10 protein-coding genes are annotated in these 18,060 nt (G+C 73.4%); 2 read left to right on the forward strand and 8 right to left on the reverse strand.

Going from position 1 to position 18,060, the window contains the following annotated elements:
* Positions 1 to 9: 9 nt before the first annotated feature.
* From ACZ434_RS05985 to ACZ434_RS06015, 7 genes are all read right to left on the reverse strand, one after another.
* Entirely contained in the window at positions 10 to 1,797 is a 1,788-nt protein-coding gene (locus tag ACZ434_RS05985; protein ID WP_468452289.1) for a GMC family oxidoreductase N-terminal domain-containing protein, read from the reverse strand.
* Between the two features lie 75 nt (positions 1,798 to 1,872).
* Complete coding sequence (locus tag ACZ434_RS05990) at positions 1,873 to 3,486, reverse strand: succinic semialdehyde dehydrogenase (protein ID WP_468452291.1); 1,614 nt, start codon at positions 3,484 to 3,486, stop codon at positions 1,873 to 1,875.
* Between the two features lie 175 nt (positions 3,487 to 3,661).
* Positions 3,662 to 5,344, reverse strand: a complete 1,683-nt coding sequence (locus ACZ434_RS05995) for a serine/threonine-protein kinase (RefSeq protein WP_468452293.1) — start codon at positions 5,342 to 5,344, stop codon at positions 3,662 to 3,664.
* A 91-nt stretch (positions 5,345 to 5,435) separates the two neighbouring features.
* The gene (locus ACZ434_RS06000) at positions 5,436 to 6,722 is read right to left on the reverse strand and encodes a serine/threonine-protein kinase (RefSeq protein ID WP_468452295.1); all 1,287 of its coding nucleotides are present in this window, start codon (positions 6,720 to 6,722) and stop codon (positions 5,436 to 5,438) included.
* 82 nt (positions 6,723 to 6,804) lie between these two features.
* Positions 6,805 to 8,487: a serine/threonine-protein kinase gene (locus tag ACZ434_RS06005; protein ID WP_468452297.1), complete on the reverse strand. Its 1,683-nt coding sequence runs from the start codon at positions 8,485 to 8,487 to the stop codon at positions 6,805 to 6,807.
* A 159-nt stretch (positions 8,488 to 8,646) separates the two neighbouring features.
* Positions 8,647 to 11,157: a protein kinase domain-containing protein gene (locus tag ACZ434_RS06010; protein ID WP_468452299.1), complete on the reverse strand. Its 2,511-nt coding sequence runs from the start codon at positions 11,155 to 11,157 to the stop codon at positions 8,647 to 8,649.
* Between the two features lie 124 nt (positions 11,158 to 11,281).
* On the reverse strand, positions 11,282 to 13,309 hold the full coding sequence (locus tag ACZ434_RS06015) for a serine/threonine-protein kinase (protein WP_468452301.1): 2,028 nt from the start codon (positions 13,307 to 13,309) through the stop codon (positions 11,282 to 11,284).
* Between the two features lie 170 nt (positions 13,310 to 13,479).
* Between ACZ434_RS06015 and ACZ434_RS06020 the strand changes: the two genes are divergently transcribed.
* Positions 13,480 to 14,520: a serine hydrolase domain-containing protein gene (locus ACZ434_RS06020; RefSeq protein WP_468452303.1), complete on the forward strand. Its 1,041-nt coding sequence runs from the start codon at positions 13,480 to 13,482 to the stop codon at positions 14,518 to 14,520.
* 122 nt (positions 14,521 to 14,642) lie between these two features.
* On the opposite strand, the gene ACZ434_RS06025 is transcribed toward ACZ434_RS06020, so the two are convergent.
* Positions 14,643 to 16,349: a glycerol-3-phosphate dehydrogenase/oxidase gene (locus tag ACZ434_RS06025; RefSeq protein WP_468452305.1), complete on the reverse strand. Its 1,707-nt coding sequence runs from the start codon at positions 16,347 to 16,349 to the stop codon at positions 14,643 to 14,645.
* Positions 16,350 to 16,622: 273 nt separating this feature from the next.
* Between ACZ434_RS06025 and ACZ434_RS06030 the strand changes: the two genes are divergently transcribed.
* Positions 16,623 to 17,831 carry a nucleotide sugar dehydrogenase gene (locus ACZ434_RS06030; protein WP_468452307.1) on the forward strand — a complete coding sequence of 403 codons (1,209 nt, stop codon included), beginning with the start codon at positions 16,623 to 16,625 and terminating at the stop codon, positions 17,829 to 17,831.
* Positions 17,832 to 18,060: the final 229 nt, after the last annotated feature.

The raw sequence follows: 18,060 nt of genomic DNA on the forward strand, positions 1-18,060 counted from the left end.
CGGGACCGCCTACTCCTTCGGCGGAACCGCCGGGATGCCCAGGAACGGCAGCCGCAGCGCGCCGAACGCGTCCGCCGGGACCGCCGGGGACTTCGGTTCGACCGGAGTGAGCCGCTGGTACTGCTCGCCCTGCTCCGGGCGCGGGTCGGCCTCGCCCTTGTTGGGCCAGTACGACATCGCCCGCTCGGCCTGTGCCGTGATGGTCAGCGAGGGGTTGACGCCCAGGTTCGCCGAGACCGCCGCCCCGTCCACGACCGAGATGCCCGGGTGGCCGTACAGGCGGTGGTACGGGTCGATCACACCGGTCTCGCGGGAGCCGCCGATCGGGCAGCCGCCCAGGAAGTGCGCGGTCAGCGGCATCCCCGTCAGCTCGCCCACGTTGGAACCGGCGAAGCCGTTGATCTCGGCGGCCAGCGCCGAGGCGCCCTCGGTGGCCGCCTTGATCTGCTTGGGATTGGGGGCACCGTGTCCCTGCCGGGCCGTGAGCAGCCCGCGGCCCACCCCGGACGGCTTGAGGTACGTCGTCAGGGAGTTGTCCAGCGACTGCATCACCAGCCCGATGATGGTCCGCTCCGACCAGCGCCGGTTGGACAGCGAACGCAGCGTCATCACCGGGTGCCGCGCCGCGTTGCCCAGCCAGCCCAGGACCCGCGCCGCGCCCGAGCCGCCGCCCGCGTACGGCACCTGGAGGATGGACAGCCCGCCCATCGAGTTGGAGCCCCGGCCGTAGCGGACCGGCTCGATGTGGGTGTTCTCGTCGGGGTGGATCGAGGACGTGATGGCCACACCGCGGGTGAAGTCGGCCTTCGGCGAGCCGGTCGCCTTGCGGTAGCGGCGGTTGTCGGTCTGCGCGCCGACCAGCGCCTCGGAGTTGGTCCGGGTCAGCTCGCCCAGCCTGTCCGACAGGTGCGGCAACTGGCCGCCGGCCCGCATCCGGTGCAGCAGCGTCTGGGTGCCGTAGGTGCCGGCCGCCAGGACGACCCGGCGGGCCCGGAAGGTACGGCCCCTGCCCTTGCGGCGGTTGTCCGTCGGCAGCGTGGCGACCGCGAACCCGCCGCGGGAGTCCTCCGTCACCGACACGGCCGTCGTCATCGGGTGCACCACGGCGCCCGCCTTCTCGGCGAGGTGGAGGTAGTTCTCGTTGAGGGTGTTCTTCGCGCCGTGCCGGCAGCCGGTCATGCACTCCCCGCATTCGGCACAGGCCCGCCGCGACGGTCCGGCCCCGCCGAAGTACGGGTCGGGCACCTCCTGACCGGGCTTCGCCCTCACCTCGCCGTCGGCGTCCTCGCCGTCGCCGAAGAAGACACCGACGGGAGCCATGTGGAAGGTGTCGCCCACGCCCATCCGCTGGGCCGCCGCCTTCAGATGCACGTCCGAGGGGGTCATCGTCGGATTGAGCCGCACGCCCAGCATGCGCCGCGCCTGGTCGTAGTACGGCTTCAGCTCCTCCTGCCAGTCGGTGATGTGCCCCCACTGCGGGTCGTCGAAGAACGGCTTCGGCGGTACGTAGAGGGTGTTGGCGTAGTTGAGGGAGCCGCCGCCGACGCCCGCGCCGGCCAGGACCATGACGTTGCCCAGCAGATGGATGCGCTGGATGCCGTACATGCCGAGCTTCGGCGCCCAGAGGTAGTTCTTGATGTCCCAGGAGTTCTTGGGGAGGGACTCACGGGTCCAGCGGCGGCCGGCTTCCAGGACGCCGACGGTGTAGCCCTTCTCCGTCAGGCGGAGGGCGGTCACGGAACCGCCGAAGCCGGAACCGACGACGAGGACGTCGTAGTCGTAAGCGTCTTCAGGCACGGAGGGCTCCCCTTTGAGTTCGCGTGCGGGTCGTCTTTGGCTGAGCGCGCGGTTCCCCGCGCCCCTTTGGGTCGGTCACCTGAACCGGAGTGCCTTCATCACCCTCAGACTGCGGCTCATGAAGGCGGCGTACTTCTCGTCGTCCATGCCCAGCGAGGGGGCCATCGGGAGCAGGCGCTGGTGGGCGACCGTCTGGGCCTCGGTGTACTTGAGGATGCCCTCGGAGCCGTGCCGGCGGCCGAGGCCGGAGTCCTTCATGCCGCCCATCGGCGACTGGACACTGCCGTACGCGGGCGCGTACCCCTCGTTGATGTTGACCGTGCCGGTGCGCATCCGGGAGGCGATCTCGCGTCCGCGCCGGGCGTCCTGGGTCCAGACGGAGCTGTTCAGGCCGTACGGGGTGGAGTTGGCGCGCTCGACCGCCTCGTCGTCGGAGGAGAAGCGGTAGACGGAGACGACCGGGCCGAAGGTCTCCTCCGAGCAGACGCTCATGGGAGGTGCGACGCCGTCGAGGATGGTCGGCTCGTAGAAGTAGGGGCCGATGTCCGGGCGGGCCGTGCCACCGGCGAGGACCTTGGCGCCCTTGGCGACGGCGTCGTCCACGTGCCGGACGACGGCGTCCAGCTGGCGCTGCCCGACGAGGGAGCCCATGTCGGCGCCGTAGGCGAGGGACGTGCCGAGGCGGATCGCCTTGGTGCGGGCGGCGAAGCGCTCCAGGAAGGCGTCGGCGACCGACTCGTGCACGTACAGCCGTTCGATGGAGATGCAGAGCTGGCCCGCGCTGGAGAAGCAGGCGCGGACGGCGCCCGCGGCGGCCTTGTCGAGGTCGGCGTCGTCCAGGACCAGCATGGCGTTCTTGCCGCCGAGTTCCAGGGAGACGCCGACCAGGCGGGCGGCGGCGCCCTGGGCGACCTCGCGGCCGGTGCGGGTGGAGCCGGTGAAGGAGACGTAGTCGGCGTGGCGGACCACCTCGGGGCCGACGACCGGGCCCTCACCGAGGACGACCTGGAAGACGTCGGCGGGCAGTCCGGCCTCGACGAGCAGGTCACGGGCCCACAGCGCGGTGAGGCAGGTCTCCGTGTCGGGCTTCATCACGACCGCGTTGCCCGCGACGAACGCCGGGAGCGCGTCACCGACGGAGAGTTCGAGGGGGTAGTTCCAGGGCGCGATCTGGCCCACGACACCGCGCGGGTGACGCAGTTCGGTGACCTTCGTCAGGACCGGCATGGCGCCCGCGTGCCGCTTGGGCCGCAGGTGGGCGGCGGCCCGGCGGCCGTAGTGGCGGGCCGCGACGGCGACGGCCTGTACTTCCTCGTGGGCGTGCAGCCGGGCCTTGCCGGTCTCCAGCTGGATCAGGTCCAGCACCTCGGCCTGGCGCTCCAGCATCAGGTCGTGGAAGCGGAGCAGAACCGCGGCGCGCTCCCGTACCGGCACGCGCGCCCAGACGGCCTGGGCGGCCCGGGCCGCGTCGAAGGCCTTGGCCACGTCCTCGGGGGTCGACTCGGGCAGGTCGGCCAGCTTCTCACCGGTGAACGGCGTGTGGTTGGCGGTCCGGCCGGAGCCGGCCACGCCCTTGGTGAGCTGGGCGACGAGCTCCGGCGTGACCACGTCCGCGGCGGTGCGGGCACCCGCCGGGGCGGGGGCGAGGGGGTTGGTGCCGGTGGTTTCCCGGGTCTGCGCGTCCGTCATGAGCCGCAGGGTATGCCGGAGCGCACCCTTTGTGTACCCGTCGGTAACGGATTCCCGCACGGTTCGCACATCGCCAGTGAACGCTGGCAACAAAGCACCTGATCAGGGCGTTGGTGATCGGGCCGGCCCCGATTGACTACGTTTCGGTCTCAGAGCCGGCCCGGCGCGGTCCGCTTCAGAGCTTGTGGATGTCCCAGGACTCGATGACCGTACGGGCGATCTCCCGGCCCTCCTCCGCGAAGTGCCCCTTGCCCGGGTAGACGATCCACAGCCGGTACATGTCGCCGTCCTTGTTCCGGTAGTACATGACCTGCGCCTCGCGCACCAGCGCCGGAGTGGTCGTCGTCGTGTAGACGATGGTGTTCGTGGCCGCGTCCTTCTCCTTGTACGTGGTCTCGCGCGGCTGCCCCTCGGGGGCGGGTTCGGAGGCGATGCCCCAGCCGTACTCGCCGTCCTTGAGCTCGTTCCAGTGCGCGAAGGCCCGCTCCGACGCCGAGGCCTCGAGGTCGCCGTCCTCGTCGTCGGCCTTGAGGTCGCGGTCGGTCTCGATCCGCACCATTCCGCTCGGGTCGGTGAAGGAGACGACGGTCCCGTCCGAGTCGTCGGCGGGCTCGTCCTTCACGAAGCCCTCCGGCACGGCGAGGGCGACTCCCGGCCTGTCCCCGAGGTCGTGCGTCTTCCAGCCGTCCGGGAGGGGGCCCGCGAAGGGGTTCGCGATCACCAGGTACGCCGCCACCGCACCGGCCACCACGACCGCGCCCAGCGCGGTCAGCGTTTTGCGGCCGATCCGGATGCCCTTGCCGCCGCCCGGCGCGGGGAGCGCGGCGACCTGCGTGGGCTGCGGGGCGGGCGGGTTCGCGGACGCTTCGAGTACGGCGCGGACCTGGGCGGCGTTCGGACGGCGCGCCGGGTCCTTCTGCAGCAGGGCGGTGATGATCTCCGCCAGCGGTCCCTGCGCGGAGGCGGGCGGCGCCGGGGTGGCGTTCAGCACGGACTGGAGGGTGGCGGGGGTGTTGCTGCGGCGGAACGGCGAGACGCCCTCCGTCGCCGCGTACAGCACCACACCGAGCGACCACAGGTCGGAGGCGGGGCCGGGGCGCTGGCCCAGCACCCGTTCCGGAGCGATGTACTCGGGCGAACCGACGAAGCCGCCGGTGTCGGTCAGATTGGTCTCGCCCTCGATCTGGGCGATGCCGAAGTCGGTGAGCACGACCCGGTCGTGCCGGCCGAGGAGCACGTTGTCCGGCTTCACGTCCCGGTGCAGGATGCCCGCCGCGTGGGCGGCCTCCAGCGCGCCGAGCACCTCCAGTCCCACCCTGGCCGCCTCGCGCGCGGAGAGGGTGCCCTCGTCCTGCAGCACGGCGCCCAGCGAACGGCCCTGGACCAGCTCCATCACGATCCACGGCCGGCCGTCGACCACCGCGACGTCATGGACGTTGACCACCGCGGGGTGGTCGAGCCGGGCGGCGGCGCGGGCCTCGCGGCGCATCCGCTCGAAGGCGTTGGAACGTTCGCGTTCGGGAAGGTGGTCCGGGACGCGCGGCTCCTTGACGGCGACCTCGCGGTCCACCGTCTCGTCCTTGGCCCGCCACACCGTGCCCATGCCGCCGTGCCCGAGCTTGGCGAGCAGCCGGTACCGTCCGGCGATCAGCCGGCCGGCGCCGGGGTCGGGCGCGGGCGCCGGGTGGGGCGCCGGATCGTGCGGGGGCTGCGGCTGCGGCGCCCGTGGCGGGACCACCTGGGTCGGGGCCGCGTAGGGGTTGCCGGAGTGCGGCCTCGCCGTGGGCGGGTTCGGCGGTTGCAGTCCAAAACTGGTGGGCTCGTCGGCCCCGCTGCGGGCTCCCCCGTTGCTGCTCATGGTTCATCCATATCGTGCGAGGCCCCCGCGTATCCACCGCGAACGGCCACCGGTCACAGACCCGTGACCGTCACTGGAACTTATCTCCCTTTTATTGCCCTTTGGCGCCCGCACCTGGTGAGGAACCCGACACCGAGGGCGCGGCCGTCGTCGGGGTGGCCTCCGCGGACCCGGACTCCGACGGCAGGGTCCGCTGCGGACTGGTGGTCGTGGGGACCGTCGCGGGCGGCCGGGGACCGGGGGCCGTCTCCCCCGGCGGTGTCTCCGGCGCCGTGCTCGACGGCGTACCGCCCCCGTCGCCGTCCCGGTCCTGCAGGAGCAGCGCCGCCGCGGACACCCCCGCCCCCACCAGGGCGGCGGCCGCCAGCGCGGCCACCAGCACGCCGCTGGTGGGCTGCCGCCGGGCGGGACGTTCCCCGGGAAGTCCCGTCGCGGCCGTCTCCGTACGCCACGCCGTGAACCGGCGGCGGGACGGAATCCGGTCCGCCGGCAGCAGGTCCAGGGGCACCGACTCCGGCGTACGGCCCGTCGCGAGGAACGCCCGCAGCATCCGTTCGGCCCCGTCCGCGTCCAGCCGGCGGTCCGGGTCCCGTTCCAGCAGGCCGAGCACGACGGGGAGGATCGGCGCGGCCTCGGCGGGCGGCCGGATCTCGTCCACCACGACCGCGTGCAGCACCCCGCTCAGCGAGTCGCGGCGGAACGGCGACTCGCCGCTGAGCGCCGTGCACAGCAGCGCGCCGAGCGACCACAGGTCGGACTCGGCTCCCGTCCGCGCCCCCGACATCCGCTCCGGGGCCGTGTATTCGGGGGAGCCGACGAAGGAGCCGGTCTCGGTGAGCGTGGTGGAGCCCGACACCTGGGCGATGCCGAAGTCGGTGAGCAGGACCCGGTCGGTGTCGTCCTCCAGCAGGACGTTGGCGGGCTTGAGATCGCGGTGCAGCACCCCGGAGGCGTGGGCGGCGCGCAGCGCGCCGAGCAGGTCGACACCGATCCGCGCGGCCTGGGCGGCGTCGACCGGACCCTGTTCGGCGATACGGTCGGCGAGGGACGGCCCCTCGATCAGCTCCAGGACGATGTACGGACGTTCGTCGTCCTCGACGACATCGTGGACGACGATGATGTTCGGGTGGCTCAGCTGGGCGAGGGCCCGCGCCTCGCGCAGGGTGCGGTCCCGCTGCCGCCGGGCCTCGGCCGCGGAGAGCGTGTCGTCGAAGGGGAGTTCCTTCACGGCGACGCTCCGCCCGAGCAGTTGGTCGGTGGCCCGCCAGACCACGCCCATGCCGCCGCGCCCGATCAACGCCTCCAGGCGGTAACGGCCCGCGATGACACGGGCATTGTGTCTCGCGTTCCCGTTCTCCGGCTCCCCCTCGGTCACCATGCGCCCATCATGCCCCACCGGATGTGTCCGCTCCGGTACGGCGATTCGGCCAAGCGGCACGCGTACGCCCGTGCGCTGGGCGTCAGGGCTCCCGCCAGCCCCGCAGGATCGTCCGGAACTGCTCGCGGGTCGTGTCCCAGTCGGCCGCCGGGGCGGCCATGTAGAGGGCGTACTCGACACCGTCGCGCGAGATGTACATCTGGTCGACCGCCCGGTACGGGCCCGGGAACTCGGTGTCCTTGGCCAGCGCCGTCCAGCTGTACTCCAGCCGTGCGCTGTCGCGGTCACGGTAGGTGAGGCGCTGCAGGCCCAGCCGCCGGTAGTCGACCAGGCGCCGGCCCACCTGCTGGTCCAGGTCGCTCAGGTGCTCGTAGGGGTCGTCGAAGTCGGGGGAGTCGTCGGCGGCGATCCGCAGGAAGTGCTTGCCGCCGTCGGGCGTGTAGTCGACCTGCCGGGTCTCCTCGTCGAAGACCACCCGCTCCCAGTCCTCGCCGGGCAGCACGACGGTGAACCCGAACGGGTCGGTACGGCGCACCCAGCCCTCGGGGAGTCCGTCCGTCGATTCCGTCCCGCCCGTCCTGGTGGCACCGGGAGTCGGGGCGGGGCCCGAGCTCTCGGCGGGGCCCGCCCCGGTGGTGGTGCCCCGGTCCCACTGCTGGAGCAGCACGGCGGTTCCCGCGCCGACGACGACGGCCAGGGCGGCGACCAGGGCGATCATCCGCCCGCGCACCGGCCGGCGCCGGGGGGCGGGCGGCCCGTACGGCTGCTGGGGGGCCGTGGACCCGCTGCCCTGCGGAGGGTGCGGCGGCTGCACGGCCGCGGGCCCGCTGCCCTGCGGGTACGGGGGCGGCTGCACGGCGGTGGGCGGTGTGTGCGGACCGCGCTGGTGCGGCAGCGGCACGGGGGCGTCGACGGCCCGGGTCGGCACGTACTCCTGCGCCGCGCGCGGCCGGCGTCCCTCCGCGGCCTCGGCGAGCATCTGCTCCGCCTGGGAGGCGTCGGGGCGGGTGGCCGGATCCTTGCGCAGCAGCGCGCCGATCACGGGGGCGAGCGGGCCGGCGTGCCGCGGCTCCTCGGCCTCCTCCTCGACGACGGCCTGCATGGTGGTCAGGGGTGAGGTGCGGCGGTACGGCGATATGCCCTCCACCGCCGTGTAGAGCGTCGCGCCGAGCGCCCACAGGTCGGAGGCGGGGCCGGGGTCGTGGCCGCGGACCCGCTCGGGTGCCAGGTAGTCGACCGAGCCGACGACCTCCCCGGTGCGGGTGATGGCCGTGTCGCCGTCTATCTGGGCGATGCCGAAGTCGGTGAGCAGCACCCGGCCGTCCCGGCCCAGCAGGACGTTGCCGGGCTTGACGTCACGGTGCAGTACGCCGGCGGTGTGGGCGGCGCGCAGCGCGCGCAGCACCCACAGGCCGATCCGGGCGGCCTCGCGGGGGTCGACGCGTTCCTGTTCCTTCACCGCGTCGGCGAGGGAGTGGCCCTCGACCAGTTCCATCACGATCCACGGCCGGCCGTCGTGCTCCAGCACGTCGTGCACCGTGACGACGGCGGAGTGGTTGATCCGGGCGGCGGCCCGGGCCTCCGCGCGGGTGCGCGCCAGCAGCGTGGCCTGTTCGCTGTCGGAGACGTAGAGCGCCGCGGTCAGTTCCTTGATGGCGACGGAACGGTGCAGCACCTCGTCGTGGGCGCGCCACACCCGGCCCATGCCACCGCTCCCGATGGCGTCACCGAGCCGGTAGCGGCCCGCGACGAGCGAGCCCTGCATCTGATTCACGTTGCCCCGCAATGGTCTTGACAGGCTCAGGTTAAGTACCCCGGACCATCCTGGGAACCGGCGACATGCCATGGAGACCGCACTGTGATGGTTGTCGCTGTACGGCCCCGAAGGCAACCCGGACGCCCGCGGTTGCGTGGCGCCCGGGGTTCAGCCGGTGAACCGGTAGGTCGCCGAGGCCTGCTCGTACAGCCGTGTCACCTCGTCCCGTTGGCCCTCCGGTCCGCGTACCTGCACCACGTGGTAGCGGCCGTCGATCAGTGCCGCGAGGTTGCGGACGTACAGATCGCCTCCGTCGCCGGTCCAGGTGAACTGGCCCTCGGCCATGGTGCGTCCGCCCACCTCGATGGTCTTCAGACCGGTGGACGTGGCCCAGCTGGAGTCGCGGTAGGGCTGGAGTTCCCGCTCGTCGTCCCGCTGGTAGGCCATGGGGTCGCTGCCGAACCGCTCGGCGCTGTCCCGGCCGGGGACGACGATGAGCTCGAAGTCGCCCCGGGAGTACACGACCTGGCCGCTGCCGTTCTTCGCGGTGCGCTGCCAGTTCTCGGCGACGGCGACCTGGAATCCCTCGGGGTCCTTGCGCAGGGTGAAGCCGTCGGGCACCTCGGGTCCGGTGGTCTGCGTCTCGTCGGAGCCGGCCGACTCCTGCGGGCCGTTCCCGGGAGTGCCCCCGGGCTCCGGGGAGTTCTGCCCGGCGTCCGGCGGGTTCGACGCCTCACCGACCTCGCCGGCGGACCCGGTACGGTCGGCCGGCGCCCCCGCGCCGTCCTCGCCGGCCTTCGGCATGAACAGCACGGCGTACGCGATCGCCGCCGCCAGGGCGAGCAGCACCAGCAGCAGCAGGGTGCGGCCGAGCCGGCGCGGGGAACCGGCCTGCTTCCTGGTCCGCTTGTGCCGTCCGTGGTGCGCGGGAAGCCCGGCCCGCCGCCGGCGCACCAGCTCGCCCCGGCGCCGTATGACGGGCAGCCGGCTGGTGTCGGCGGGCGGTGCCGCTATCACGTGCACACCGGCCTCGGGCTCGGGCGCCGACCGCACCAGCGAGCGCAGCCAGCCGCGCAGCTCCTCGAAGTCGGGCCGCTCGGTGGGGTCCTGACGCAGCAGCGACTCCACGACGGGCCTCAGCGGCCCGCACTCCTCGGCGAAGGCGGGCGGTTCGGCGCACACCATCTGCACCAGTTCGGCCGTCGACTCCTCCGGGTAGGCCGCGTGTCCCTGCACGGCCCGGAACAGCAGGGAGCCCAGAGCCCACAGGTCGGTCGCGGGCCCGATGGGCGCGGCCAACTGCCAGTTCTCGTGCACGGGGCCGGCCTGCTCCGGCGCCCAGCGCTCGGTCACGGGTCCGATGACGGCCATACGCGCCTGCCGCGCCCGCTCCGCGGCCAGCGCGGTGGTCGGGCCCCGGCGGGCGGGAGTGTGCGCCACGAGGTCGTCCCAGCGGGCGGGCGGAGCGGTCGCGCCGGGGCCCGCTGCCGCTTCGAGAGCACCGGGGCCCGCGGGGCCGGCCGGGAGTTCCGCGAGGCCGCCGGGGCTTCCGGGGCCGGTGCGGGACGTGGTCGCGGGCCGGCCGGTGGCCTGGACGCCGTAGGGGTCGGCTATTTGTCCCGGCGGGACCGCGCGGGCCGGCGGGACGCCGTCCTCGGGGGCGGGGCGGGCGCCGGGCAGCGCCGTACGGCCGCTCTGCTGCGCCTCCTGCACACGGGCGGCGGCGCGGGCACCCGCCCGGTACGCGGCGATCGCGCCCGCACGGGCGGCCCGTACGTCTCCCGCGCTGTCGAGTGCCTTGGGCGCGGCGGCGGGGGTGAGTCCGCCCGGCGCGGCCGTCCCGCCGCCGGGCAGGTGGCCGGCCCGCGCCTCGATGGCGGCCCGGCGGGCGGCGTCGGGGTCGGGACCGGGACCGGGGTCGCGGGCGAAGCCGGGGGGCCAGGACGGGCCGCTCCCGGCATCCGCCGCCGGTCCGGGGGCCGCCGGTGCGCTCCCGTCCCGCGCCGGTTCCGGCTCGGGGGCCGGCACCGGGTCGTAGCCGCACAGTGCCTCCTCGGCCGCGCCGACCGCGAGGCCGGTCAGCATGACCCGGCCGTCGTCGCAGACGAGTACCGTGCGCGCGGTGATGTTGCGGTGCACCCAGCCGTGGGAGTGCAGTACCCGCAGGGCCGTCAGGACCTCGGAGGCGACCTCCGCCGCCCGGTAGGGGGACAGCGGCTTCTCGGCGAGCAGGGCGGCCAGGGGGCGGGCGGCGACGAGTTCGCTGACGATCCACAGCGAACCGCCCTCCGCGAACACGTCGAAGACCTGGTCCAGGCGCGGATGGTCGGGGATGGCCGCCGCCGCCTGCGCGGCCTCGACCGCGCGCCGCACCACCGGGTCGGCGGGCCGCCGGGTGCCGGAGCGCGCGGCGCCGGGACCGGAGCCGGCCCGCCGTGCGGTCCCGTCACGGGCGGTGAAACCGTCGGGGAGCCCCTCGGCGTCGAGGACCTCGGCCTCGACGACCTCCGGCAGCGGAACCTGCCTGACCAGCACCTCCTGCCCGCTGTAGGTGTCGAAGGCACGGGTCTCGGTCAGTTCGTACTCGTCGGAGGGGGGCAGCGGCAGGCGGTAGCGGTCGGCGAGAACCCGTCCCGCATAGTCGTCCACGTTGCCTCCCCCGGTTCTACGGTCGGTCATTTCCGCTCGGCCGGCGGCCCGTTCCGGCTGCGTACGGTCCGCAACTACTCACGATACGTGCCGGAGGCAACCCGCCGAGAGGGGATGCCGACATCCGGCTCCCCTTTCCGGGAACCGCGCGGGGTCAGGCCTTCGGACGGAACGTCTCGGTCAGCGTCCGCCAGGTGTCCTTGCGCCGGTCGCTGTCCCACTGGTCGGCCCGTGCGGTGTACATCAGCCCGTACCCGAGCCGGTCGCCGACGACGGTCCCCCGGTCGATGGACCGGTACTTGGTTCCGTTCCCCACGTAGGTGAACTCCCAGTCGGCCGTCTTCCAGCCCCGGTACTCCACCGCCTCGATGCTGATCCGCCGGTACTGGGAACGCAGCATGCCGCGCTCCTGGTTGGTCCAGTCGGCGACCGGGTCGTCCTTCGGTGTGGTCGTCCAGCCGATGAGCAGCTTCTGCCCGTCGGGCCCGGTGAACCGGTCCCCGGCCGCCCCCGTCGACTGGAACTTCCACCCCTCGGGGAGCCCGATCGAGTACCCCTGGCTCCCCTTGTACGTCTCCGCCTCCGACGTACCGCCGCCGTCCCCGGCCGAGTCGCCGGGGTCGCCGGCGGGGGCGCCCGGGGCGTTCGTCGCCGTGCCCGCCGCCGGTTCGGCGGCTGCCGGATCGGTCGGCTTGCCGTCGGTGCCGTCGCCCTTGTCGCCCTTGGTCTCGGCGCTCGGATCCCGGTCGGCGGCCGCGGTCCGGTCGCCGCCGCTGTCCTTGGCCCCCTGGCTGCCCTCGTCGTCACCGCCGCTGAACACGAAGGCCAGCACGGCGGCGAGCACGGCGAGGACCGCGACCGCCGCGATGAGGACCAGCGTCCGCCGCGGCACCACATCGGTGAGCGACGCCCTCGGCACGGGCCGCTCCGGCAGATCCGGTGGTGTCATCACCGGCCATCCGGAACTGCGCCCGCCGGCGGCCGGCTTCTGCTGCCCGGTGCCCCGCGCACCCGACGCGGCCGCCGGTGCCGGTTCCGTGGCGGACGCGGAGGAGGTCGCCGCCGGACCGGTCCCCGGTCCGGTCCCGGGGGTGGCGGTGGTCGTCCGGGGTGCCGAAGCGGCGGTGCCGCTGCCGGACTTGGCACGGGCCGCCGCGGCGGCGCCCACCGAGCCCGCCGCCACCGCGGCCTTCCGCACGGAGCGCAGCGCGCCCCGCAGCTTCTCCCCCGCCTCCTCGCCCCGCCTGCTCCCGGAGTCGCGCTCGCCGGGCTGCTCGGGCAGCGGTACGACCTTGGTGGCGTCCGCCGGTTCCTGATCGGCCCTGGGCTCGGGCGCGTCGAGGACCGCGTTCAGCAGGGTGCGGGCACCGCGGTCGTCGAGCCGCTGGGCGGGGTCCTTGGTGAGCAGGCCGTGGATGACGTCCCGCAGCGGTCCGGCGTTCTTCGGCTCCTCGAGCGGTTCGGTCATCACCGCCGTGAGCGTCGCGATCGCGGAGCCCTTGTCGTACGGCGGCGTGCCCTCCACGGCCGCGTAGAGCAGTCCGCCGAGCGACCAGAGGTCCGCCGCCGGCCCGGGCTTGTGCCCGCGCGCCCGCTCCGGGGAGATGTAGGAGGGGGCGCCGACCAGCATGCCCGTGGAGGTGATGGAGGGGTCGCCCTCGACCTGGGCGATGCCGAAGTCGGTGAGCACGACCCGGCCGTCCTCGGCGATCAGCACGTTCGACGGCTTCACGTCACGGTGCAGGATGCCCTCGCGGTGCGCGGAGCGCAGCACGTCCAGGATGGCGAGGCCGACCTCCGCCGCACGCCGCGGCTCCAGCAGACCGTCCTCCCGGATGGCCTCGGCGAGCGACTTGCCCTCGACGAGTTCCATCACGATCCAGGGCCGGTCGTCCTCCTGCACCACGTCGAAGACGGTGACGGCGCTGTTGTTGCGGATCCGCGCGATCGCCTTGGCCTCGCGCAGCGTCCGCGTGATCAGCCGCCGCTTCTCCTCCTCGTCGATGCTGGACGGGAAGCGGAGTTCCTTGACGGCGACGGTCCTCCCCAGGGTCTCGTCCTGGGCACGCCACACCGTCCCCATGCCGCCGCGGCCGAGCACATCTCCCAGCCGGTACCGCCCGGCGAGGAGACGTGCGCTCTTGTCCTGACGGGATGTCCCCGCCCGCTCCGCCTCCGACATGCGTCCCCTCATGCAACCCGCCCTGACAGAGCCTTCATTGTCCCTCACCCGACAAGTGGCCGACGCCCAGGGTGCCTCTGTCCGCGCGCCGGACGCGGCACGTACGGAGCCCGGCCGAAGGGCGCGTTCCCCGGGCCTGCATGATGGCCTCCGACGAGGAAGGACCCGGGATGACGCCGCTTCGGACCCTACTGGCCGTTCCTGTGTCCCTGGCCCTGCTCGCCCCGGCGCCGGCCGCCTCCCCCGCGCCCACGGTCCCGTCCGCGGACACGGTCCTTCCGCTGCTGGTCACGCGGGGTGGCGCCCCGGCCGCGGCCCTGCTGGCCTCGGCTGCGACGGGCCGGCGCTACGCCCACGCGGGCTCCGGCATCGACCGTGCCGACCACTTCCGCGCCGGCAGTGTCACCAAGACGTTCATCGCCACGGTCGTGCTTCAACTGGCCGAGGAGGGGCGTCTGTCGCTGTCCGACTTCGTGGAGCTGCATCTGCCGGGTCTGGTGCGGGGAGCCGGCAACGACGGCCGCGCGCTGACCGTCCGCTCCCTGCTCACCCACACCAGCGGCCTCAGCGACTTCGCCGCGGACACCCGGGGCGCCGTCCCGGTCACGCCTCTTCAGGCCGTACGCATCGCACTCACCCACCCCCCGGCCGACCGCGGCCGTTTCGCCTACTCGAACACCAACTACGTGCTGCTCGGTCTGATCGTCGAACAGGTCACCGGTCGCTCCTACGCCGACGAGACCGAACGCCGCGTCATCACTCCACTGGGTCTGAAGGGCACCTCCTTTCCGGGCTCCCGCACCTCCCTGCCCCGGCCGCACGGCCGCTCCTACGCCGCCGACGGCACCGACGTCACCCGGCTCGACCCGCGGGTGGCCGGCGCCGCGGGCGAGGTGGTGACCACGCTCGCCGATCTGGACCGCTTCTACTCGGCCCTGCTCGGCGGTGAGCTGCTGCCCCCGCGCCGGCTGCGCGAGATGCTGGACACCCGCACCGCACACGGCTCGTACGGCATGGGCCTGTTTCCGGTGACGCTTCCGTGCGGCACCACGGTGTGGGGGCACAACGGGCGTATCTCCGGCAGCTACGTGCGCACCGCAGCCACGGTCGACGGCCGGCGTGTCCTCACCTTCCGGGTGAACACGGACGCGATCGCAGATCCCGGTCTCGAACCCGCGGTGCTCGCCGCCGAGTTCTGCCCTCGCACCTAGTAGAACGGCCGGGTTCCGAACGAAGATCCCGGTTTCCGCCACCCGTTCGAGTGATTCGGGGCGGTGCCGGCGCCCGACGGCCGGGGGTGGCGGAACCACCGCGGCCGCCGCGCCGGGGACGGCTACCGCTGCACGATGTCCGGCGCTCCCAGCCGGGCCGCGTCCGCCGTCAGGTCGTCGGGCTGCCGCTGCGACTCGCGCTCGGCCTCCACCCGCTTCTCGTAGTGCTGCACCTCGCGCTCGATCTGTCCCTCGTCCCAGCCCAGCACCGGCGCCATCAGCTCGGCGGCCTCCCGGGCGCAGCGCGTGCCCCGGTCGAACGTCTCGATCGAGATGCGGGTGCGCCGGGTCAGCACGTCGTCCAGGTGCCGGGCCCCTTCGTGGGAGGCGGCGTAGGTGATCTCGGCGCGCAGATAGTCGTCGGCCGCCTGGAGGGGCTCGCCCAGCGAGGGGTCGGAGGCGATGAGGTCCAGGACCTCCTCCGCCATCGTGCCGTAGCGCTGCAGCAGATGCTCCACGCGGACCTGGTGCAGCCCGGTCCGCGCGGCCGTCCGCGCCCGCGCGTTCCACAGCGCGTGGTAGCCCTCGGCGCCCATCAGCGGTGTCTCCTCGGTGACGCAGTCGGCGACGCGCACGTCGAGTCCGTGCACCGCCGCGTCGACCGCGTCCTTGGCCATCACGCGGTACGTCGTGTACTTGCCGCCCGCCACCACGACCAGCCCCGGCACCGGGTGGGCCACGGTGTGCTCGCGGGACAGTTTGCTCGTGGCGTCCGACTCGCCGGCGAGCAGCGGGCGCAGCCCGGCGAACACACCTTCGACGTCGTCCCGCGTCAGCGGTACCGCGAGCACCGAGTTCACATGCTCGAGGAGGTAGTCGATGTCCGCGCTGGACGCGGCCGGGTGGGCCTTGTCGAGGTCCCAGTCGGTGTCCGTGGTGCCGACGATCCAGTGCCGGCCCCAGGGGATGACGAACAGGACGGACTTCTCGGTGCGCAGGATGAGTCCGGTCGTGGAGTGGATGCGGTCCTTGGGGACGACCAGGTGGATGCCCTTGGAGGCCCGGACGTGGAACTGTCCGCGCTCGCCGACCATCGCCTGGGTGTCGTCGGTCCACACACCGGTGGCGTTGACGACCTGTTTGGCGCGCACCTCGTACTCGCCGCCCCCCTCGACGTCCTGTACCCGCGCGCCGACGACACGCTCGCCCTCGCGCAGGAATCCCGTCACCCGGGCACGGTTGGCGGTCTTCGCGCCGTAGGCCGCGGCCGTGCGCACGAGGGTGGCCACGAACCGGGCGTCGTCCATCTGCGCGTCGTAGTACTGCAGGGCGCCGACCAGGGCGTCCTTCTTCAGGCACGGTGCCACGCGCAGGGCGTGACGTCGGCTCAGGTGCCGGTGCACGGGCAGGCCCCGGCCGTGCCCTCGGGCCATCGCCATGGTGTCGTAGAGCGCGACGCCCGCTCCGGCGTACAGCCGCTCCCAGCCCTTGTGCTGCAACGGGTACAGGAACGGCACCGGCCGCACGAGATGCGGGGCCAGCCTCTCCAGCAGCAGGCCGCGCTCCTTCAACGCCTCCCGTACGAGCGCGAAGTCGAGCATCTCCAGATAGCGCAGGCCACCGTGGATCAGCTTGCTGGACCGGCTGGAGGTGCCCGACGCCCAGTCGCGCGCCTCGACCAGGCCCGTGGACAGGCCGCGTGTCACGGCGTCGAGCGCCGTGCCCGCACCGACCACTCCGGCGCCCACCACCAGCACGTCCAGTTCGTGCTCGGCCATGGACGCGAGTGATTCGGCGCGCTGCGCCGGCCCCAGTGTCGCTGTCCTCACCGCTGCCTCCCGCTCATCGGTCGCGTCGGCCGCACCCGTCGGGCGAAGCCCGGTCCCCCACCCTCATGCCCAAATTCTGACCGGCTTGCCCGACTTCAGCCACCACGCGCCCCAGCCTGTGGACAACGCCTGCGGGACGACTCACCGGAAACCAGCCGATCAATCCCGCATATCGGTCATATTTACTCCTAGTCTGACATTGCGCTCGCCTGTCCAGTCCACAGCGCTTGCGCACCTGTCGCACTCCGGTTACTGGGAAGGACGGCCCACGCCATGCCCGCAGATCTCGCCGTCATCGGACTCGGCCCGTACGGACTGCCCCTGGCCCAGGCCGCCGTCGGCGCCGGCATCCCCACCATCGGCTACCGGACCGGCCCCGAGCCCGGCTCCCTCAGCGCCGCCGAACAGCGCCGCATGCTCGCGCAGGGCTTCCGGGTCACCACCAACCCCGCCGAGCTGGGCCGGGTGCGCACCGCCGTCATCTGCGCCCCCACCCCGCCCGGCGCGGACGGCGTGCTGGACCTCGGCCAGGTCGAGACGGCCGCCCGCACCTTCGCCGCGCGGCTGCGCCCGCACACCACGGTGATCCTGGAGTCCCCCGTGCCGCCCGGGACGACGGAGGGCCCCCTCCTGCGCCTGCTCGAGTCGGGTTCGGGTCTCCGCGCGGGACGCGATTTCCACCTCGCCCACTCCCCCAGCCGCGTCGACCCCGGCAACCGCGGCTTCACCCCCGCCAACACCCCGAAGGTCATCGGGGGCCTCACCCCCGCGTGCACCGAGTCGGCCGCCGCCTTCTACAGCAGGATCACCGACAAGGTGGTCCGCGCGCGCGGCACGCGCGAGGCCGAGACCGTGCAGCTCCTGGAGACCAACTTCCGGCACGTCAACATCGCCCTCGTCAACGAGATGGCCGCCCTCTGCCACGACCTCGGCATCGACCTGTGGGACGTGCTGCGCTGCGCCGAGACCAAACCCTTCGGCTTCCACCCCTTCCGCCCCGGCCCCGGCGTCGGCGGCCACGCCGCCCCCCAGGACCTGACCGCACACGCGGGCCGCACCCTGCGCATGGCGGAACTGGCCCAGGAGGTCAACGGCCGCATGCCGCGCTACGTCGTCCAGCGTGCCGCCGCCCTCCTCAACGAGCACGGCAAGTCCGCGCGCGGCGCACGTGTGCTGCTCCTCGGGGTCACCTACAAGGCCGACCTCGCCGACCAGCAGGGCAGCCCGGCGCGGGAGATCGCGGTCCGGCTGATGGAGCTGGGCGCCGCCATCAGCTACCACGACCCCCACGTGCCGTCCTGGAACGTCCTCGACCGCCCCGTCCCCCGCGCGGACTCCCTCTACGAGGCAGCCGCCGACGCCGACCTGACGATCCTGCTCCAGCAGCACCGCACGTACGACCTGCAGGGGCTGTCGGTCAAGGCCCAGCTGCTGCTGGACACGCGGGGGGCGACTCCTACCGGGGCGGCGCACCGGTTGTGAGGGGGGCGTGCGGCGGGGTGACGTGCCTCGGGGATTAGTGGTGGGAGGGGGGCCGCGCCGGTACGGTGGGGGAGGTGGAGCCCACCGCAGGGGCTAGCTGCGGCAGGCTCCAAGATGGTTCACGGGTGTCCGCCCCTAGTCCTTTGGGGGGCGGCCGCTCACCATCCGAAGATCCGCAAGATCCACCTCCTCCGGCACTTCACCGTCCACAGACGGATCCGACCCAGCG

The sequence above is a fragment of the Streptomyces sp. NPDC030893 genome, from assembly GCF_055571535.1.